This window comes from Microbacterium sp. SD291, assembly GCF_017355365.1.
Lineage (GTDB): Bacteria > Actinomycetota > Actinomycetes > Actinomycetales > Microbacteriaceae > Microbacterium.
The window spans coordinates 1-18,705 of sequence record NZ_JADIJR010000044.1; the positions used below are offsets into that span (position 1 = coordinate 1).

Here is an 18,705-nt window from a genome sequence, read left to right on the forward strand (position 1 = left end):
TCTAGGCGATCAGCCGCATACCTCGCCGTCATCGTCAGCAGATGTTCGCGCACACGAGCCCTCTGACTCAGAAGCAGATAGCTCTGTGCGACGTAGCTGGCGACCGTTTCGCGGCTGAACGTCGAGTTGAACCGATACGCGAGATCAGAGACGATCGTGGCTACGCCGGGTGGGAGCGCGGTGGCCGCAGGCGCCGGGGCTGCGGGCTGTATCGATTCGCTCGCCAGCAGTCGCCCAAATCGCACCCAGGCATCGACCGTCGGTGTCGCAACTCCGTCGAAGTCACGAAGCAGCCCTGTCATCCGTAGCGACGTGAGCGCCGCATCGACGACTCCAACATCGAGCGCCAACTCGGCAGGGATGTCACCGATCGGCACTTCGGATGCGAGTGCACTGAGAACTCGAAGGGTGTCGGGGTTCCCCAACACCGAGACCTGCGCGGCGCGATCCCGAGCTGACTGCTCGTCCAGTGGTCGACCGACGCGGTGTTCTGCGCGATCATTCACCGGAGGAAGTCCTCAACTGCGCTGCGTCGCGAAGGACTGACGGACAACCAGCCGAGCTTTCCGTCCTGCTGCCGGGTGAGGAACTCGTCGTCGAGCAAGATTCGGACGTGGTGGGTGACGGTCGGCTGCCTCAACCCCAGAACGTCTGCAAGCTGACCGACGGTCGCGCGCTCGTCAACTGACCCGAGGATGATGCTGAGGATCTGCAGACGTGTGGGGTCGGCGACAGCTCTCAGCGTGCGCGCCAGTTCCTCGGCGGCTCCCCGATCCAGAGCAGCGCCGACGCGCGGCTTGGCTCCGGGCTGAGAGGACATGCAGTCGAGTCTACGGCTCGGCAGGAGTGCGAATCTGTGTCGGCCAGCGACGTCAAGTCAGGCTGCCGAAGGCGGCGGATCTGGGTCGAGCACGTCACCTCTCGCCTCGGCCGCGTGACGTTGGCAGAGTGTCGATACCCACATTCTGATCACGTACTGCCGCGCCGGAGCCCCGCATACCTCGCACGTCTCGGTACTTTCCCACTCAGCCGCACGCACCGCGTCCGTGAACGCCTGATCGAAGTTCGATGGGTCATCGGACGGGTCGGCATAGAAGCTCAGGGCGCCAAACTTCGACTTCACCTGCTGCACGATGTAGCTCGGAGCGATGACGGACAGGGTCGCATCGAGTGTCGCCAGCAGCGGGTACCAGCCGGCACCGATTTCCAACTGTTCTGGCCAGCCTGGAGCGATCCGAGCAAGGAGGCCGCGGAGTTCAGGCGGATATTCCTCGGTCATGTCAACTCTCTCGTTCCGTGATGGCATCGGTATCCGCGGGCTCAACGAGCCTCTCGCGCTCCGTTTTGCCCGGGTGACGCGCGGCTTCTCGGGCCTGTTGGCGACGCCGCGACCGCTCGCGAAACTCACGTCCTACACGCAGGCTACGCATGACGCCGTTGTCGAAGCTGATCATTCCTCGGCGACGCCATTCGATTGCCGCGTGGCCGCGGAAGCCCGCGACGGCGCGGCGCCGCTGTATGAAGTCCAGGTTTCGTGGCAGGGGTCCGGGGAGCCCGTCCGTGTCTGGCAGAAGGTATGTGAAGAGCTCTGCAAAGGTCGGGCCTGCTGTCGTGCGGCGGCGAGTTTGGGCGATGAAGATCGCCGCGGCCAGCGCCCATTGCTCTGCCGTGTCGTCGCCGGTGAAGTCCTCAAACATGAAGACCCACTCGGCTGGCGGCGGCGCATCGATTTCTTGCCACCAGATCGGGTACGACTCGAGCATCTCAACCATCACAATCGCGGTCGCTTGCACGGGCCTTCCCGCGACGCGACCGCCTGTCATCGGGATGGGCAGCACACGTGCAGGGGAGAGCGGAGCGATCCGACGAGGACGAGATTGTTTCGTATGGCCTTCGAAATTATGCCATACCGATTAGGCCATACGAGGAGTGGCCCGTCGCGACGCTTGGTAGGTGGCCCGACGGAACGATGAGATTGAAGCGGAGTGGAGTGCGTACTCCCAGCGCTTCGCGACCTCACTTCGTTCTGCGCGGGAGCGTGCTGGGCTGAGTCAGGAAGATGTGGCATACAGGTCGGGGCTCACGCGCTACACGTATCAGAAGTACGAAAAGGGAGAGTCGCGCCCAGGGAACCCGGCGAACCCGACGCTGAGGACCCTTCTTGCGCTTTCGCAGGTGCTTGGTACGCCTCTGGGTGATTTAATCCCGGACGGCGCCCCGGATCTCCGCAGCCGCTAGGTCACGGCAGCGCCAACTCATCTGGTTCCAGGGGATATCTTCGGGTCACGCTCAGTCGAGAGGTGCCCTCAGTGTGGCCTCGTCTGAGCCCGTCCAGTATTCGTGGCGAAACGTGTCGGAGCAGGCATGCCCGTTGAGTGCCGGACGCGACGATGAGCGCGCGATCTTGCGGGCATAGAGCGTTCTTGGCGCTCGTGGTTCGCCTGAGCCCCGCAGCGTAGAGGACCGCGCGGTGCGCGTGACCGATGACGGCGCCCGCCCAGTCGTGCAAGCGCTCGTTTACGGTTGCACCCAGCGTGTTTGCTATTGCGTTTGCGAAGCCATCGATCTGCGGTAGTGCCGATCGCGACACCTGAAGGACGCCGCGGAGTATTCGCGGGCTCATGGCGACTTCGACAACTCTCACTACTTCGGGATAGCCACACAACATCACCTCCTCGAACGTGGTCGGTGCAGTCAGGCCGAGCCGCTGGGCACGGTCCTCGAGGAAGGTGCCGCCGTCTCCTCCTTGGGACCATGCGAGTACCGCCGCGGCCGCGAGATTGTATTCGCCGGTATGCAAGGAAATGCCGCGTTCCCACAATGATCCACGAAGGGTCAGTTCTGCGCGGCTCGCGGGCGCTCCGACAGGGACCTTGACGGACAGGCCCCTGAGGGTCCAGCGGCTATGGTGCAGGCAGAGAGGGCCTGTTCTGGCTCGGGTGGTGGTTTCGAGACCGCCGGCACATTCCAGGCAGGCGGTGCGTGGTTCGGCAAGCGTGCGGCACCGCGAGCACTTTTGAGGCTTCCAGCGCGGATGACCGCAGCGAGTCCACATCCCGTGATCCTCGAACGACACCTCGAATGCGTCGTCCGGCAAGCTGCAGAGCCGCGCGAGGGCGACCGCGATACGTGGATCGCTTTCGCTCCATGTTGAACGCCCAGCCTCTCGGATCAGTATGCGGCGAATCTCCCCAACCCCCAGGCAGTGTGTCTGGGCGAGGCGCCCGACATACCCGCTGACCGTCTCGGCGACCACCGGGGCGACATAGATGGGAAGGGTACGCATCGCGCCTATCGATGGCGTTGAGGTTGGTCGCGCCGCGTCGGCAGTGGACGACGAGCGTCGTCGTGGCGCAGAAAGACCGCTCGAATGCGAGGGACATTGTCACGAATCAGGACGCCAAGTGCCCCCATCTCAAGGGATCGCCCGTGCCGTAGGGGCTTGGTTGCTGAATCGCCCAGTCGTAGTTCGCGACCGGAGGCCTGGAACATCCCGTGCACGGAGCTGAGTCGGTGCCGTGATCGCGACGCGACTGCCATCGCAGCTGCCTCGACCATCGCGGCGACGGGGAGGTGCCCGATCTGTCTGTTGCGAAGGAACGCCTGCGCCGAAGCCACCGTGAAGAATGCGGTCAGTTCGACAGCTTCAGGATAGAAGTCACGCATCTGCTGGTCGGCGCCGCCGGTGTATGGAGCACCATCGACGAGTTCACGGTAGGTCGAGATGATCTCGCAAGCGAGCTCGATCTCGCCCGTGTCGAGGCCGATCCCACGCGCCCAGAGGGTTCCTGTCAGACATCTTTCCGCGCGGGCATACGCGACGGGGATCCCAATCGCCTCGTCGCGTCCGTCGTAGTGCCAACGCTCGTGGCGTGCGCAGAAAGCGCCGGCCCGAGATTGGACCTCGACATTCATACCGCGTGCGCACCGCCGACACATCGTGACCGGCTTGGGAAGCGCGGAACAGCGCGCGCATTGCGCGTGGGCCCAGTTGTTGTGGATGCAGCGGCTGAAGAGTCGGTTGGTGGTGTCATCTCGGTCGAACCAGTTCGCTGGCAGATCGTCGAGTTGCGCGACCACGTCGGGCGCGGCCTCCGGCGTTGTCCGCAACGGAAGCCCCTTTTTCGACTTACGGATGGCGGTCCAGAGTTCCCCGGCTGTCAGAGAATTGCGTTCGACGAGCCTGCTGTAAAGGCTCCGCACGGTTTCGCCCGGGAACGGGCTGACCGTCGCCGGCAGCACTCTCATCGGCCAGCCTTCACCCGTCGCCCTCGTGGTCGTCGTGTGCTCTGTGCCGCTTCGCCGGCTACGCGATCTTCGAGCCGCCGTATCGTCTCGAGAACCACCAGGAGATGGTCTAGGTCAAGTTGTTCGGAACGATCACGAATCGCATCGCGAGCGCAGCGCCGGATCGCCTTGGCCATGCGGCCCAGCGATCCTCGCGAGATTTCGCGAAGCTCCGCGGCAATCTTCAGAATGTCGCCTTCAGGCTGGCGGATGAGACAGAGCGAGTCTTCAAGTTCAGTGAGGACTCTTCCCCAGACCGCAGCTCCCTCGTTTGTTGCAACGTCATATTCGTCGAACTGGACAGTCTCAAATCTGGCCATGATCTGTTCTCCCCGCGACCCCCAGAAGAGCCCGTTCTGCGCGACGTTCACTCCGGCGTAGATCATCGTTCCGGGGCAGCGTTCCGAGAGTTCTTTGAGCGCATCCGCCGCTTGTTCGCTCGCGCGATAGCGCAGATCGAGGCGATGGATGTCGTCGATGATGACGATCTCGGTCTCACAGGCCCGCATCACGTTACTCACCCGGCCCAGCAGCGTTTCGTAGGACGCTGTCTGAGAGAAGGGGAGCGCGTAGAATTCCGCGAGCTTCTTCATCATCGTCTTCTCGGTCGCGTGTGTGGGCACCTGAGCGAAGGCGACGGGGATCAGGTCCTTTCTTCGTGTACCCGCACGTTCTCGCCGAGCTCGTTCATATGCTCGCCCGAATTCTTGGACGGCCGTCGTCTTCCCCATGCTGGGTCGTCCGGAGATGACTACTCCGGATTTGCTGGCGTCGGGCGAGCGATTGTCGGCCATCGCACTGCTGGCTGCCGCAACGAATCTCCGAAGTGAGGGTGTGGCGATACGAGCACCCACCGACATGAAGCGCTCGCGAGCGATGTTGTAGATGGCTCGATCCGATGCGGCCATCTCCTCATACTCGCTCATGGTGCAAGGCGCGGGTCGTGGAGCATCGAACTCGACGAACTCCCGCCATCCTTCCTTCGTCGTGTAGTCGAAGTTCACCGTCGGGGCATCGAAGTCGAACTGGGCGAGCAACTCGTCGAACATCACTCAGTTCCTTCCGCTTGACGCGTGAGCCCGAACGGAGGCGCCACCGGCCAGCTGGATGCAGCCTCTTCGGTCGAGTCGTCGCTGCTGGTCGGCGCGATCTCTCGCTCCGAGTCCGTAGATGCTGGGGAGAGCGTCGCCAACTGGTTGGTGATCCCGAGAGGATCGGTCATGTTCGACTTCGCGCGCTTGCGCTCGCGTGAGGTCAGGGACTTGTTGCCGGTGCTCATGAAGCGGCGGAGGACCTCGTTCAGGTCGTCATTCGTCGGCGCTTCCTCACCGCGCGCTGCGGCTTGTGCGCGTGCGATTCGCCAGATCTCGTCGGCCATCGGCATGTTCGAGTAGGGCGATCGCCAGTTGAGGGGGATGAACTCATCCTCGAGTTGGAGCCAGACGATCATCGGGTTGTATGGATCGACGTGAATCGGCCATTGCCCCGCGTGCCGGCGATCGGGCGACCGCTTGTTGCGCAGGTTACCCAGCGCTTCGGAGTCGTACCGTCGGAGATCGAGGTTCACTCCGTAGTGATGGATTCCACGCCATTTCTTCGGGAGCAGTGCGATGTAGTGATCGGCGGTGAGCGGGATCAGCAGCTCGGGGACAGCTTGTCGGTATGCGCTCACCATCTGATTCGGGCTGAGCTTGAACTTCGGGTGGCGTGGGTCCCGTAGTGAGCCGTGGGGGCGGTTCTGCCAAATCGCCGCGATCCAGTCTTCGAGCAGCTCCTGCAGTTGTTCGAGCGTGAGCAGCCGGTCGGTCGGGAACCTCTCGTCGCCGCGCATGTCGGCGCTTTCGCCGAGAAACGAGACCACGTACTGCGTGAAGCGGTTCTTGATCGTGCGGAACATGCGCTCGATCTTTGCCTTTTGGGTAGGCGTGTATGCCGCCGCGAGGTTCAGGGAGATGCCGAGTGTGCGACATGCATCGGTGAAGTGTCTCGACACATAGGATGCTCCTCGGTCGGTGGTGATCGTCTCGGGGAAGATGTACTGTTGCGCGTCGCGTGCGTCCTCGAAGCGTTGCGCAATGAGGTCGTCGTCTCCCACCCAGGCTTGGGCGATATTTCGACGGTTGGCGCGAACGCCCTCGGGCCGGTAGGCGTATGGAACGAGTGCGCGGGCGAGCAGGACAACGAGATCGATGCTGCGAGTGCCGATCGTCACGATCGCGCCCGGAACACTTCGCGAGCACTCGTCGAGCAGGATCGTGAGGTCAGGGCGCACCTGTTCCCCGTCGCAATCAACGAGGATCTCCATCGGCGTCGTGTCGATGAGTACCTGCTCGCCGGGGCGCATGCCGGTCCGGTTGCCGAACACGTGGCTGGGCTGGTTCGCCGTCGTCCTGCGCGTGCGCGCCGTTCCGAATGTGTGCCGTCCGGCTTCCAACCGTTCCACTAGGCGATAGACCGTTGCCCTGCTGGGCACGTCAACCGCGCCTTTTCCATACCGAGTTTCGAGATCGCGCTCTACCATCCAGATCAGACGGTCGGCCGTCCCAGTCGACGCTCGAGTCTGACCGTCCATCGCGGAGACGATCGCTTCGATGAGACGCGGATCCTGTGTTGATCGAGGCCTGTCCGCCATCCCGAATCGGCGCCGGTCAAGAAGCCCAGCGACGCCGAACTCGTCGAGAGCGGCAAGCTGCCGCGTCACCTTTATCGCGTTGTAGTCCGTTCCAAGTCGACGATTCACATTGTCGACGGTCACCTGGTAGGCAGGCGTCTTCTTCGTCCCGGCTTCAAGGAGGTCCGAGAGTCGGTCGAGTTCTTCGAGCCACACGTCCACGACTTTGCGGTCCGCGGGTGGGAGCTCGTCAAGGACACCCAAATCCAACACGTCGGTCGTCGACCGCACTGTTGCCGGCTCGCCGCGTTCAGCGAGATCGGCGTTCAGTACCTCGAGATCCTCACCCATCTCGGCGTTGCGCAGCGTGGTGTAAGTCGCTCGGACAGCGACGACTTGCAGGTCTTCGTCGTTCCATCTCACCAAGTCGCCGGGATGGACGATCATCGGTCTGGCCCGAATCGGACTACGGCGGACATGCTCAGCGGACGGCTGAGATCGCATCGAGCAATGTCGGACCATATGAGGGCGTATGCCGCTCCGAGTGCACTGTTTGGCGCGTCGCCTAGGAGCGCGACGAGGTCAACAAGTCGGATCGCGCCGGAATCCGGCAGATCCCTGAGAGCCACGCCCTCGAGCCACTGCGGGTCGCGGTAACGCAACAGGAACCTCAGGTTCTGTTGCGTCGCTCCGGGTAGATCGTCGAACACGAGGTAGTCCCATCCCAGAGCGGCCGCCATCCGCCGAGTGAGCTCGAACTTCGCCGCATCCTCCGGTTCGATCTCTGACCTTTCCCTCACGTCGACGAGAAGAGCAGTGCCGTCCTTGCGGCGAACGAAGTAGTCAGGGGCATGTCGGCGTTTCGGGTTGCGCCAGTGAATCCACATTGGTTGGCTCGACACCGACTCCGCACTCCGGGTTCGATCGAGACTCATCAAGAACGCCCGCTCCCAGAAGGACTCAAAGGGCACGTGCTGGCCGGTCGAGGCAAGCCAGAAGCGGCCTTCAACGTTGCGCTTGTGTGGGTAGTCGGGAAATTTCCGGACGGGTGCCGTCTCCTCGAAGGCGATCGACCCTGCGTCGGCTGGTGTCACTTCTCGAGCGAACCCGTGAAGCGAGTATCGAATTGTGGCCGCCAGGGCGTTCGTTCCATCGATCGCCTGAAGCCAGTTGGTCGTCAGCGTCATTGCGGACTCCGTTCGGCCCCGGAGTCCTCGGAGGTGTTCCGCGGTGCGGGTCCTGACTTGACCGGCAAGTTACTCCGCTGTTCGGCGCGGAGCCGACAACACGCCGCCGATCTACAACTCGGGCGAGAATCTACAACTCCGACGCGACGTTCTACAGGTAGATGAGATTTCTACAGATCCGGTGAGACAGGACAACTCGGGCGAGAGCGAAAGTTTCCGTGATCAAACCGTTGCATTCGTTACCTCGCCGTTATATGATGATCACACGGTGAATGTTTGCTGTGGCATCCACCGCATGTGATTGCAGGACACTCTTGGTGCAAGGGACAAGGGCCGGTCGGGAGCCTCTCCGACCGGCTCTTACTGCGTCCCGGTACGCTGTCTCTCATGACCGATCGCAAGCTCGCCCTGGAGGCGTGGGAGAGTCTCTTCCGCGCGCAGCACGAGCTGTTCACCGAGATGGTCAAGGACTTCGACGACGCCCACCTGTCACAGGCCGAGTACGACGTGCTGCTCACCGTCACCCGCTCCCCCAGCAGGACCGCACGACTGCGTGACGTCACCGCGAACATGCTCATCAGCCAGCCCAGCGTCTCCCGCCTCGTCGACCGTATGGTCACCCGCGGGCTCGTCGCCAAGTGCGCCGACCCCGACGACGGGCGCGGCGCGCTGATCAGTGCGACGGATGCCGGCACGCGGGCGTTCCGCACCCTCGCGATGGTGCACGGACGCTCGATCGCCGACCGGATGTCGCATCTCGAGGACGACGAGCTGCGGGCACTCCGCGATCTGGCCGAGAAGCTGCGCCGCGGCTGACCTGGCGCTCGACGGCGCGTGGATATCTGGCAGGGTGGAGCCTGAACGCCCGCGCGACCGCGCCGGCATCGGAGACCGCCCCCTCGGGGGGAACCAGGGAGGTCATTCATGGAGATCGCCGGAATCGTCGGCATCCTCGTCATCGTCGGCATCGCCGTCGCAATCGCAGTCGTCCTGCTGCTCATCCTGCTGCTGTTCGCGCGCAGCTGGATCAAGGTCGCCCGCGCCGACGAGGCCCTCGTCATCTCAGGCCGCAAGCAGAAGGTGCAGCGCACCGTGATCGCTGCCGACGGCACCACGCACGGCGAGACCGAGGAGTCGCCGGTCACGGTCATCGTGAACGGCAAGTCGCTGGTCAACCCGATCACGCAGCGCCACGAGATCATCTCGCTGCGCTCGCGGCAGGTCTCCCTGAACGCCGAGGCGCAGTCGCTCGACAGCGTGACCCTCAACGTCGACGGCGTGGCGATCGTGAAGATCGGCTCCGACCCCCTCTACGTGCGCCGCGCCGCCGAGCGCTTCGCCTCGCAGGACAAGGCCATCGAGCAGTTCACCACCGAGCAGCTCGAGGGCGCCCTCCGCGGCATCGTCGCCACCCTCTCGGTCGTCGAGCTCATGCGCGAGCGCAAGAAGTTCTCCGACCAGATCGCCGCCGACGTCTCCCAGGAGCTCGCCGAGCAGGGCCTGATCCTGGACTCGTTCCAGATCAAGGGCATCACCGACAAGGTCGGCTACATCCAGTCGCTCGGCGCTCCCGAGATCCAGGCGAAGCGTCAGGCCGCCGAGATCTCGCAGACCAACGCCGACCGTGCGATCAACCAGAAGAACATCGCCAACCAGGAAGCCAACCTGGTCGAGCAGACAGCCCTCGACACGAACACCGCCAACGCGAACGCCGGCATCGGCCGTGCACGCGCCGAGGCGGAGCAGGCCGAGAACCTGACCCGCGCGCAGACCGAGCAGGCCGTGCTCCAGCAGCAGGCGGAGAACAAGCAGGCCCAGCTCGACGCCGACGTCAAGCGCGTCGCCGACGCGCAGCGGTACGAGGCCGAGACCCGCGCCCAGGCCGAGCTGTACACCCGCGAGAAGGCGGCCGAGGCTGCCGCGATCGAGCAGGTCAAGCAGGCGGAGGCCCGCACCCGCATCGCCGAGCAGCAGGCGCAGGCCGACAAGGCGAAGGCAGCCGGTGAGGCAGCAGCCGCGATCGCCCGTGCGACCGGTGAAGCCGATGCGCTGCGCGCCCAGGCTGAAGCCGAGTCCGAGGCGCGGCGTCTGCGCGCCAACGCCGAAGCCGACGCGATCCGTGCCGAGGGCGAGGCGCGAGCCGCCGCCGTCGAGGCCGAGGCGAAGGCCATCGCGTCCAACCAGGACGCGTTCCTGTCGCAGCGGGTCCTCGAGGTGCTGCCGTCGATCATGGCGGAGTTCTCGAAGGGCTACGCCGCGATCGGCAGCGTCTCGATCATCGGCGGATCCGGCGAGGACGGCGCATCCAGGCTGGTCGGCGCCGACAGTGCGATCGCGCTGAAGTCGGTGTTCGACAGCGTGAGCTCGGCGACCGGCATCGACCTCGCCTCGATCATCCAGGGCCAGGCCGTCGGCCGCGGCATCGGAGAGGGCATCGCAGAGGCATCCGCCCCGCTCGCCGTCCGCGTGCCCGAGCCGACCACGCCTCCGCCGCCCGCGGTGACGGCGGCGGCAGCGGAGTAGTCGAAAGAGCAGCACAGCGGATGCCGCGGCCGGATCGGTCGCGGCATCCGCTGTTCTGTCTCTGGCTTCGGCCGTGCATGACTCCTCAGAATCCGGGCGCTCCGTGTCGCCTGCGCCGCTCTGGCACCGCATAGGTCACGGATCTGAGGAGTTGTGAACGCGGCGACTCCGACCGGGCAGACTGGAGGGATGACGCCCGCCGCATTCGACCTCGCAGCGATCGGCGCGGGTCTCTCGTTCGCGGCAGCACTCGACGAGCTCTCGGCGGCGCTGGACGCGAGCGCGTCCGTGGTCGTGAGCGCACCGCCCGGTACCGGCAAGACCACGCTCGTGCCTCCGCTCATGGCTTCGCGGTCCGCTGGTCGCGTGATCGTCACCCAGCCGCGTCGCGTCGCCGCCCGTGCGGCCGCCCGCCGGCTCGCCCACCTCGACGGCTCACCGCTCGGCACGCGCGTGGGTTTCACGGTCCGCGGCGAGCGCTCGGCAGGACCGGACACCCGGGTCGAGTTCGTCACGGCCGGGGTGCTGCTGCGACGGATGCTCGACGATCCGGGTCTCGACGGAGTGGATGCCGTGATCATCGATGAGGTGCACGAGCGCGCGCTCGAGACCGATCTCCTGATCGGCCTGCTCTCGGAGGTACGCGAGTTGCGGGACGACCTCGTGGTCATCGCGATGTCGGCCACCCTCGACGCTGCGCGCATCGCCACAGTCATCGGCACGGATGACGTCCCCGCCCCCATCGTCGACCACGATGTCCCCGCCTTCCCGCTCTCCGCGCGCTGGGCGCCGAGTCCCGTACCCCGTATCGACGAGCGCGGGGTCACCTGGGGATTTCTCGACCACGTCGCGAGCACCGCGGCATCCGCGGCGCAGGAACTGACCCGCCGGGACCCGCAGGCCGATGTGCTGGTCTTCGCACCGGGCGCCCGAGAGGTGTCGGAGATCGCCCTGCGCATCCGCGACGCGAGTGACGCGTTCGATGTGCGGGAGCTGCACGGCCAGATCCCCGCAGCGGAGCAGGATGCCGTGATCCGCGGTCGCACGCCGGACCACCCGCCGCGCATCATCGTCACGACGTCGCTCGCGGAGTCCTCACTCACAGTGCCGGGAGTGCGCCTTGTGGTGGACAGCTGTCTGTCGAGGCATCCGCAGCGCGACGCCGCCCGAGGGATGACGGGCCTGGTCACCACCGCCGCCTCCCGCTCGTCGTGCGTGCAGCGCGCAGGCCGCGCAACTCGCCAGGGTCCAGGCGCCGTCATCCGATGCACCGACGAGCGCTCATACGCGGCCGCCCCTGCCCGGCCGGTGCCCGAGATCGCGGTGACCGACCTCGCAGACGCCGCCCTGCTGCTCGCCTGCTGGGGCGCCCCGGGCGCGGCCGGCCTGCGGATGATCGACCCGCTGCCCGCCGAGAATCTGGCCGATGCCACCGCGGTGCTGCACGGTCTCGGCGCGATCGACGACGAGGGGCGCGTCACCGCCGAGGGCCGCGCCCTGGCTCGGATCCCCACGGATCCTCGGCTCGCGCGTGCTCTCCGCGACGGAAGCCCGGCGGTCGGCAGCCGGCTCGCGGCCGAGGTCGTCGCCGTCCTCGGGGGCGACCTGCGCATCGTCGAGGCCGATGTCTCGCAGGCGCTCGTCGCGCTCAGGGGCGGGCGCACGCCGGATGCCCGCCGATGGCGTGCCGACGCGGACCGCCTCGAGCGGATGGTGCGCCGGACGCCGGGCGTCCGCGCGGATCTCGACGGCGTCGGCCTCGTGATCGCACTGGCCTTCCCTCAGCGGATCGCCCGCCGGGTCGAGCGCTCGGCCGAAGGGGCGACGTTCCTGCTGGCATCCGGAACCCGTGCCGGTGTGCGCGGCCCGCTCGCGGGTGCCGAGTGGCTCGCAGTCGCGGATGTCGCTCGCGCCTCTACCCGTGCCGCCGCAGGTTCGGGCGCGATCATCCGCTCCGCCGCCGCGCTCACCGAGGCGCAGATCGAGCACGCCGCGAGCCACCTGATGACCGACCGCGTCGAGGCGGAGTTCGTCGGCGGCCGCGTCCAAGCACGTCGCGAGCGGCGCATCGGCGCGATCCTGCGGTCGTCGGCACCCGTGCGCGCGTCCGCTCAGGAGGGGCGGGACGCCGTGCGCCGGGCACTCCGTCGAGACGGGCTCGGCATGTTCACCTGGTCCGGCTCCGCGGACGCACTGCGCCGCAGGCTGGCGCTGCTGCGACGGGAACTCGGCGACCCCTGGCCCGACGTGTCGGACACCGGACTGGTCGCGACCCTCGATGCGTGGCTGGCGCCCGAGCTCGATGTCCTGGCGGGCGGCGCCCCCGCGGGGCGGCTGGATCTGTCATCGGCACTGCGCCGCCTGCTGCCGTGGCCGGAAGCGGTGCGTCTGGACGAGCTCGCCCCCGAGCGGCTCGAGGTGCCCAGCGGATCCCGCGTCCGCATCGACTACCCCGAGCCCGACGACGACCCGACCGCCCGGCCTGTGGTCGCGGTGAAGCTGCAGGAGTGCTTCGGCTGGGCGGAGATCCCGCGGCTCGTCGACGGCCGGGTGCCGGTGCTCTTCCACCTGCTGTCCCCCGCGGGGCGCCCGCTCGCGGTCACCGACGACCTCGCCTCATTCTGGTCGGGTCCGTACGGTCAGGTGCGCGCCGAGATGCGCGGTCGCTACCCCCGACATCCCTGGCCGGAGGATCCCTGGGCTGCCGCCCCGACGAAGCACACCAAGAACCGTGTCGCGCGGGACTGACCGATCTGCTACGGCGTCCTCCGGCGGAGCGTCAGCGAGGCGAGCACCAGCGCGCCGAGTGCGAAGGCGACGACCACGAGCAGCGGACCGAACACGTCCCACCCCTCCTCCGCGGCCGTGACGGCGTTGATCGTGTCGATCGCGTAGCTCAGCGGCAGCCAGTCCGAGATCGCGTACAGCACGTCGGGCATCTGGTCGCGCGGCATGAAGAGCCCGCCGAGGATGATCTGCGGGAATACGAGCAGCGGCATGAACTGCACGGCCTGGAACTCGGTCTGCGCGAAGGCGCTCGCCAGCAGCCCGAGAGCGGTGCCGAGCAGGGCATCCACCACCGCCACGAGCCCGAGCTGCCAGAGCGGGCCGTCGACATCGAGCCCGCACACCGCGACCGCGAACCACACCGTGACCGTGGCCTGCAGCAGCGCCATCAGCCCGAACGCGAGCGCGTACCCGAGAATGAAGTCGGCCTTGCCGAGCGGCGTCGTCATGAGCCGCTCGAGCGTGCCGGAACGGCGCTCCCTCAGTGTCGTGATCGAGGTGATCAGGAACATCACGATGAACGGGAACAGTGCGAGGATCGCGCCGCCGAAGCGATCGAAGACGCCTTCCTGGTCGCTGAACAGCCACGCGAAGAGCCCGACCAGCAGGCTCGGCGCGATCAGCATCAGTGCGATCGACCGAGGGTCGTGCCGCAGCTGGCCGAGCACGCGCCCGGCGGTGGCGAACATCCGTCGTCCGTTCATTCTGAGCCCTCCTCTCGCTGCTCGCGTCGCGATCTGCGGGTGTCGCCGGAGAGCTGGCGGTCGCGCTCGATCAGGGTGAGGAACGCGGCCTCGGGATCGGCGGTGCCGGTGTCCTCGAGCAGCGCCGCCGGGGTGGTGTCGGCGATGATCCGGCCGTCGCGCATCAGCAGGAGGCGGTCGCAGCGCAGCGCCTCGTCCATCACGTGGCTCGAGACGATCAGCGTGACGCCGCGATCGGCCAGCTCACGGAAGAGCCCCCAGAGCTCGGTCCGAAGCACCGGGTCGAGGCCGACCGTCGGCTCATCGAGCACGACCAGCTCCGGCGACCCGATCAGGGCGAGGGCGAGCGAGACCCTGATCTCCTGGCCGCCGCTCAGCGAGTCGACGAGCTGGTCGGCCTGCGGCCGCAGCCCCACCTCGTCGAGCACCCGGTCGACGTCACGCTTGGGTGCCTTGAGGAGGGCAGCGAGATACGCGAGATTCTGGCGGACGCTGAGGTCGCCGTACACGGCCGCACCCTGCGTGCCGTACGCGACCCGATCGCGCAGCTGGCGGGATCCACCCGGATGCCCGAGCACCGTGACCTCGCCCGAGGCGATGCGCTGCACGCCGACGATCGAGCGCATCAGCGTGGTCTTGCCGCAGCCGGACGGTCCGAGGAGCCCGGTGATCTCGCCGCGCGGAATCGTCAGGTCGATGCCGTCGAACACGTGCGTCTTCCCTCGTCGCACACGGAGCTGCGAGATCTCGACAGCCGAGTTATTCATCATGTGATGAATTATGCGCCTGCGCGCCCGGCTGCACAAGAGGACGCCGGGCACGGCATACCTCGGGTGGCCGACACGCCACTTGTCGGACCGAATGGCCGCATCCGTCCGACATCTGGCGTGTCGGCCCCCGCGGCGACATGCGACACCGATGGCAGGCACGACCCGGATGCCGCGGCATCCGCCTCTCAGCCGAAGAGGTAGCGCTGCACCGTCGGCCCGACCCTGGCCACGAGCTCGTCGATCGGCGCCGCCGCGATCGGCCCCAGTTTGAGCACATACCGAGTGAGCAGGAGCCCGGCGATCTGCGAGGCGACGAGCGTGGCGCGCAGCTCGGCATCCTCGACTCCGAGCTGCTTGGCGATGCGCCCGATCAGCTCTCGGGTGAGGAAGCCGGCGAGCAGCGGCGTGGTCAGCCTGCTGCCGATCGCGGTGCGCATGAGCATCACGCCGCGGCGGCGCACGTCCGGCTGCTCGAACGCCTCAAGGATGTAGCGGACCATGCGTTCGCCGACCTCGTCCCTGGGGCCGGCGAGAATGCCGGGGACGTCGATGTCCGGTCGGAGGGGGATGCCGATGGCTTCGGCGAACAGGTCTGCCTTGGTGCCGAAGTAGTGGTGCACGAGAGCCGAGTCGAAACCTGCGCGGCCCGCGATCGAGCGGACCGTCGAGCCGTCGTAGCCGTGCTCGCCGAACTCGTCGACGGCCGCCGCGATGATGCGCTCACGCGAGTCGGAGCCGCCACGAGGACGCCCCCGACGCCTCGGCGCACGCTGCTCGGTCATGACGGTCAGCCTACGACCTCGCAGATGCCTCCGGTTTCAGCCTCAGTCGAGCAGGTGGCGCAGATACCGGGAAGGGGAGTCGAGGTACGAGCGCCAGTGGTTCACGAGTTCGAGTTCGCCCCATTCGGCATCCCGGATCCCCCACTCGCCGACCTCGAGTATGCGGGCGCCGGGGAGCGCGGCGAGCACCGGGGAATGCGTCGCGCAGAGCACCTGTCCGCCGTCGCCGACGATGCGCTGGAGCACCGCGATGAGCGCCAGGGTCGACTGGAACGACAGCGCCGCCTCGGGCTCGTCGAGCACGTAGAACCCCGGGCCGTCGAAGCGGCTCTCCAGCAGCGCGAGGAAGGACTCACCGTGGCTCATCTCGTGGAACGGCACGTCGGGCCCGCTCATCGACGGGTTCTCCTCGAGGTACGTGTAGAACGAGTGCATCGTCTCGGCGCGCAGGAAGAAGCCCCAGTGGCTGGAGCCGATCCCCCGCTGGATGCGCAGCCAGTCCGACAGCGGCGACTCTGTGGGCCTGGTGCTGTGCATCGCCTGGCGCGACCCGCCCTCCGGCGAGAGCCCGTAGGCCACGGCGACGCCTTCTACGATCGTGGACTTGCCGCTGCCGTTCTCTCCCACCAGGAACGTCACGCCCGGCGCGAGGTCGATGCCCTCACGCAGGACCTGCGCGACGGCGGGGATGCTAGAAGGCCAGCGGGCATCGGGCGCGGGGGCGTCGCTGTGCGGGCGCACTGACACCACCGGCTGCTCGCGCCGGCGACGGCTGCCCGGCATCCAGATCGAGTCCATCCGCACCTCCCCCGAGGAGGCTACCCGCAACCGCCGACGTGCCGCCCGGTACGACTCAGCACTCGATGACGTTGACCGCGAGGCCGCCCTCGCTGGTCTCCTTGTACTTCGTCGACATGTCCATGCCGGTCTGGCGCATTGTCTCCACGACGGCATCCAGAGACACGTAGTGGCTGCCGTCGCCGCGCAGCGCGAGGCGTGCGGCCGTCACGGCGGTGGAGGCGGCGATCGCGTTGCGCTCGATGCACGGGATCTGCACGAGTCCGCCGATCGGGTCGCAGGTGAGGCCGAGGTGGTGCTCCATCGCGATCTCGGCGGCGTTCTCGATCTGGCGGTTCGTGCCGCCCATGACGGCGGTGAGTCCCCCGGCCGCCATGGCACAGGCGGATCCGACCTCGGCCTGGCAGCCGCCCTCCGCGCCCGAGATGGACGCGTTGGCTTTGAACAGCGAGCCCAGCGCGGTGGCCGTCAGCAGGAACCGGCGGATGCCGCGGCGGCGGTTCGCCTCGGCGACCAGCTCGTCGTCGGGGTCGCTCGACGCCGCGGCCTCGACCGCGCGGTTTCCGTCGAATCCGAGCAGGGCGCTGCCGACCAGCTCGCCGTAGGGGGTGACCGCGTTTCCGGCGCCGAGGCCGGAGTCGGCGAGGAACCGCCACCAGTACATCGCGACCGCGGGGAGGATGCCAGCGGCGCCGTTGGTCGGCGCGGTGACCACTCGCCCGCCGGCCGCGTTCTCCTCGTTGACGGCGAGCGCGAACGCGCCGAGCCATTCGCCGGGGAGCTCGCGATGCCCTTCGGCCTCGGAGGAATCGAGCTGTTCACGGATCGCACCGGCCCGGCGCTTCACCTTCAGGATGCCGGGGAGCACGCCGTCTGCGTGGAGCCCTGCGTCCACGCAGCTGGACATGGCGTCCCAGATGGCGTCGAGCCCGGCCGCGACCTCCTCCTCGGGGCGCATCGCGATCTCGTTGCGCTTGGCGAGCTCAGCGATCGTGATGCCGTGCTCGTCGCACAGCGCGAGCAGCCCTGCGGCGTCCGCGTACGAGTATGGCAGCGGCGCGGTGGCGAGCTTCGCCTCCTCGCCGTCGCGGCGGATGAACCCGCCGCCGATCGAGTAGTACGTCTCCTCCGCGACGATATCGCCGTCGGCATCCCACGCGGTGATGGTCATCGCGTTCGGATGCCCCGGAAGGCGGGTGCGCGGGGCGAACACGATGTCGTCCTTCACGAACGGCACGTCGTGGGTCCCGTCGACGCGGATGGTGGAACCCGACGGGAGGTCGGTCCAGGCCGCGCGGACGTCGGCGGGGTCGCACGATTCGGGGGCGAGTCCGCGGAGCCCGGCGACGACGGCATCCGGCGTACCGTGCCCGATCCCGGTGGCTCCGAGGGAGCCGAAAAGCGTGCAGCCGACGCGTGCGACGCGGGTGAGGCCGCCGGTCGCGGTGAGCCGCTGCGCGAACGCGAGAGCTGCCCGCATCGGTCCGACCGTATGGGAGCTCGAGGGCCCCACTCCGATGGAGAACAGGTCGAAGGCCGAGACGTACGCAGTCACAGCACCAGCGTACGCCCCGGGGTGACGTGTCGGATCGGCTGACGGCTCGCGCCCTTGTCGAGTCGCGCGGCGCCCGGGGCTGTGCGCCGTCGTCCCGTTGTGCGCAGCGCTCGGCGGACGGAGCGCTCAGGGGCGGCCTCCGGCGCCATGCGCCGCGGCGGGCTGCGGGGCGGCGGCGGGGCGGCGGCGGACTGAAGAAAAAGCACAACGGGAGAACCGCGACGGGCGACGGCAACGGTGACGGCGACGGCGACGGGAAGCACGCGACGCGCGACGGGAAGCACGCGACGCGCGACGGACGGCACTCGACGCGCGGCGTGAGCGACCGGCGACGCGCGGTGAGCTGCCGAGCGGCGAGCGGCGAGTTCTGGGCTGCGAGCGGCGAGTTCTGGGCTACCAGCGGCGAGTTCTGGGCTACCAGCGGCGAGTTCTGGGCTGCCAGCGGCGAGCAACCGGCGCGAGAGCTCGGTGGGAGCGGCCGTCGACGGGGTTGCGGGCGGGTCGACCGGCGGCGATCGCGATTGGCACGGTGCGGCGGGGAGCGCACGGCGACGATGGTCACGCAGGCACTGCCTTGACCTCAAGTTCTCACGGGGGTGAAGGAGCCGAGGCTGGGGCGTGGGGTGCGCCATTTCCGGTCGGGGTCCCACCAGGCAGGGCCCCGGATCTGGGGAACACCGCCTGCCATGCGGATCTCCCAC

The 18,705-nt window shown here is 67.5% G+C and carries 18 protein-coding genes; 4 read left to right on the top strand and 14 right to left on the bottom strand.

Annotation, left to right across the window (positions count from 1 at the left end):
- The 4 genes from IPV10_RS15755 to IPV10_RS15770 form a co-directional block, all read right to left on the bottom strand.
- Positions 1–506 (bottom strand): three-helix bundle dimerization domain-containing protein (locus tag IPV10_RS15755; protein ID WP_374192239.1); only part of this gene is annotated, 506 nt, incomplete at its 3' end.
- A complete protein-coding gene (locus IPV10_RS15760) occupies positions 503–820 on the bottom strand; it encodes a helix-turn-helix transcriptional regulator (RefSeq protein ID WP_136054610.1) in 318 nt (105 codons plus the stop codon). The genes IPV10_RS15760 and IPV10_RS15755, both read right to left, overlap by 4 nt.
- A gap of 57 nt (positions 821–877) precedes the next feature.
- Positions 878–1,279 (bottom strand): hypothetical protein, encoded by a 402-nt coding sequence (locus IPV10_RS15765; protein ID WP_207485428.1) that lies wholly within the window; start codon positions 1,277–1,279, stop codon positions 878–880.
- 1 nt (position 1,280) lies between these two features.
- Positions 1,281–1,838 carry a hypothetical protein gene (locus IPV10_RS15770; protein WP_207485430.1) on the bottom strand — a complete coding sequence of 186 codons (558 nt, stop codon included), beginning with the start codon at positions 1,836–1,838 and terminating at the stop codon, positions 1,281–1,283.
- A 115-nt stretch (positions 1,839–1,953) separates the two neighbouring features.
- On the opposite strand from IPV10_RS15770, the gene IPV10_RS15775 reads away from it, so the two are divergent.
- Entirely contained in the window at positions 1,954–2,238 is a 285-nt protein-coding gene (locus IPV10_RS15775; RefSeq protein WP_307861160.1) for a helix-turn-helix transcriptional regulator, read from the top strand.
- Between the two features lies 1 nt (position 2,239).
- Here the strand turns inward: IPV10_RS15775 and IPV10_RS15780 are convergent, their stop codons facing one another.
- Genes IPV10_RS15780 through IPV10_RS15800 form a run of 5 tightly spaced genes read right to left on the bottom strand, consistent with a single transcriptional unit; the run spans position 2,240 to position 8,085 of the window.
- On the bottom strand, positions 2,240–3,286 hold the full coding sequence (locus IPV10_RS15780) for a TniQ family protein (RefSeq protein WP_207485432.1): 1,047 nt from the start codon (positions 3,284–3,286) through the stop codon (positions 2,240–2,242).
- A 5-nt stretch (positions 3,287–3,291) separates the two neighbouring features.
- Positions 3,292–4,248: a hypothetical protein gene (locus IPV10_RS15785; RefSeq protein WP_207485450.1), complete on the bottom strand. Its 957-nt coding sequence runs from the start codon at positions 4,246–4,248 to the stop codon at positions 3,292–3,294.
- Positions 4,245–5,336 (bottom strand): TniB family NTP-binding protein, encoded by a 1,092-nt coding sequence (locus IPV10_RS15790; protein ID WP_207485454.1) that lies wholly within the window; start codon positions 5,334–5,336, stop codon positions 4,245–4,247. The genes IPV10_RS15785 and IPV10_RS15790 overlap by 4 nt, the downstream gene beginning before the upstream one ends.
- A complete protein-coding gene (locus IPV10_RS15795) occupies positions 5,336–7,345 on the bottom strand; it encodes a DDE-type integrase/transposase/recombinase (RefSeq protein ID WP_207485456.1) in 2,010 nt (669 codons plus the stop codon). The genes IPV10_RS15790 and IPV10_RS15795 overlap by 1 nt, the downstream gene beginning before the upstream one ends.
- On the bottom strand, positions 7,342–8,085 hold the full coding sequence (locus tag IPV10_RS15800) for a TnsA-like heteromeric transposase endonuclease subunit (RefSeq protein ID WP_207485458.1): 744 nt from the start codon (positions 8,083–8,085) through the stop codon (positions 7,342–7,344). Before IPV10_RS15800 ends, IPV10_RS15795 begins: the two co-directional genes overlap by 4 nt.
- Positions 8,086–8,472: 387 nt before the next feature.
- Between IPV10_RS15800 and IPV10_RS15805 the strand changes: the two genes are divergently transcribed.
- The 3 genes from IPV10_RS15805 (at position 8,473) to hrpB (ending at position 13,356) form a co-directional block, all read left to right on the top strand.
- Positions 8,473–8,901, top strand: coding sequence for a MarR family winged helix-turn-helix transcriptional regulator (locus tag IPV10_RS15805; RefSeq protein WP_207485460.1), 429 nt, complete (start codon positions 8,473–8,475; stop codon positions 8,899–8,901).
- A gap of 108 nt (positions 8,902–9,009) precedes the next feature.
- Complete coding sequence (locus IPV10_RS15810) at positions 9,010–10,608, top strand: SPFH domain-containing protein (RefSeq protein WP_207485462.1); 1,599 nt, start codon at positions 9,010–9,012, stop codon at positions 10,606–10,608.
- Between the two features lie 189 nt (positions 10,609–10,797).
- Positions 10,798–13,356, top strand: coding sequence for an ATP-dependent helicase HrpB (gene hrpB, locus IPV10_RS15815; RefSeq protein WP_207485464.1), 2,559 nt, complete (start codon positions 10,798–10,800; stop codon positions 13,354–13,356).
- 8 nt (positions 13,357–13,364) lie between these two features.
- Here the strand turns inward: hrpB and IPV10_RS15820 are convergent, their stop codons facing one another.
- The 5 genes from IPV10_RS15820 to IPV10_RS15840 form a co-directional block, all read right to left on the bottom strand.
- Positions 13,365–14,099, bottom strand: a complete 735-nt coding sequence (locus IPV10_RS15820; protein ID WP_207485467.1) for an ABC transporter permease — start codon at positions 14,097–14,099, stop codon at positions 13,365–13,367.
- Entirely contained in the window at positions 14,096–14,869 is a 774-nt protein-coding gene (locus tag IPV10_RS15825; protein ID WP_207485469.1) for an ABC transporter ATP-binding protein, read from the bottom strand. Before IPV10_RS15825 ends, IPV10_RS15820 begins: the two co-directional genes overlap by 4 nt.
- 185 nt (positions 14,870–15,054) lie before the next feature.
- Positions 15,055–15,651 carry a TetR family transcriptional regulator gene (locus IPV10_RS15830; RefSeq protein WP_207485471.1) on the bottom strand — a complete coding sequence of 199 codons (597 nt, stop codon included), beginning with the start codon at positions 15,649–15,651 and terminating at the stop codon, positions 15,055–15,057.
- Between the two features lie 42 nt (positions 15,652–15,693).
- Positions 15,694–16,449: an AAA family ATPase gene (locus IPV10_RS15835; RefSeq protein ID WP_207485473.1), complete on the bottom strand. Its 756-nt coding sequence runs from the start codon at positions 16,447–16,449 to the stop codon at positions 15,694–15,696.
- Positions 16,450–16,504: 55 nt separating this feature from the next.
- Entirely contained in the window at positions 16,505–18,004 is a 1,500-nt protein-coding gene (locus IPV10_RS15840; protein WP_207485475.1) for an L-serine ammonia-lyase, iron-sulfur-dependent, subunit alpha, read from the bottom strand.
- Positions 18,005–18,705: the final 701 nt, after the last annotated feature.

Bases quoted from the DNA above. Each gene is read 5' to 3' on its own strand.
- IPV10_RS15760 (WP_136054610.1), bottom strand. From the start codon at position 820: ATGTCCTCTCAGCCCGGAGCCAAGCCGCGCGTCGGCGCTGCTCTGGAT.
- IPV10_RS15765 (WP_207485428.1), bottom strand. From the start codon at position 1,279: ATGACCGAGGAATATCCGCCTGAACTCCGCGGCCTCCTTGCTCGGATC.
- IPV10_RS15780 (WP_207485432.1), bottom strand. From the start codon at position 3,286: ATGCGTACCCTTCCCATCTATGTCGCCCCGGTGGTCGCCGAGACGGTC.
- IPV10_RS15785 (WP_207485450.1), bottom strand. From the start codon at position 4,248: ATGAGAGTGCTGCCGGCGACGGTCAGCCCGTTCCCGGGCGAAACCGTG.
- IPV10_RS15790 (WP_207485454.1), bottom strand. From the start codon at position 5,336: ATGTTCGACGAGTTGCTCGCCCAGTTCGACTTCGATGCCCCGACGGTG.
- IPV10_RS15795 (WP_207485456.1), bottom strand. From the start codon at position 7,345: ATGATCGTCCATCCCGGCGACTTGGTGAGATGGAACGACGAAGACCTG.
- IPV10_RS15800 (WP_207485458.1), bottom strand. From the start codon at position 8,085: ATGACGCTGACGACCAACTGGCTTCAGGCGATCGATGGAACGAACGCC.
- IPV10_RS15805 (WP_207485460.1), top strand. From the start codon at position 8,473: ATGACCGATCGCAAGCTCGCCCTGGAGGCGTGGGAGAGTCTCTTCCGC.
- IPV10_RS15810 (WP_207485462.1), top strand. From the start codon at position 9,010: ATGGAGATCGCCGGAATCGTCGGCATCCTCGTCATCGTCGGCATCGCC.
- hrpB (WP_207485464.1), top strand. From the start codon at position 10,798: ATGACGCCCGCCGCATTCGACCTCGCAGCGATCGGCGCGGGTCTCTCG.
- IPV10_RS15820 (WP_207485467.1), bottom strand. From the start codon at position 14,099: ATGAACGGACGACGGATGTTCGCCACCGCCGGGCGCGTGCTCGGCCAG.
- IPV10_RS15825 (WP_207485469.1), bottom strand. From the start codon at position 14,869: ATGATGAATAACTCGGCTGTCGAGATCTCGCAGCTCCGTGTGCGACGA.
- IPV10_RS15830 (WP_207485471.1), bottom strand. From the start codon at position 15,651: ATGACCGAGCAGCGTGCGCCGAGGCGTCGGGGGCGTCCTCGTGGCGGC.
- IPV10_RS15835 (WP_207485473.1), bottom strand. From the start codon at position 16,449: ATGGACTCGATCTGGATGCCGGGCAGCCGTCGCCGGCGCGAGCAGCCG.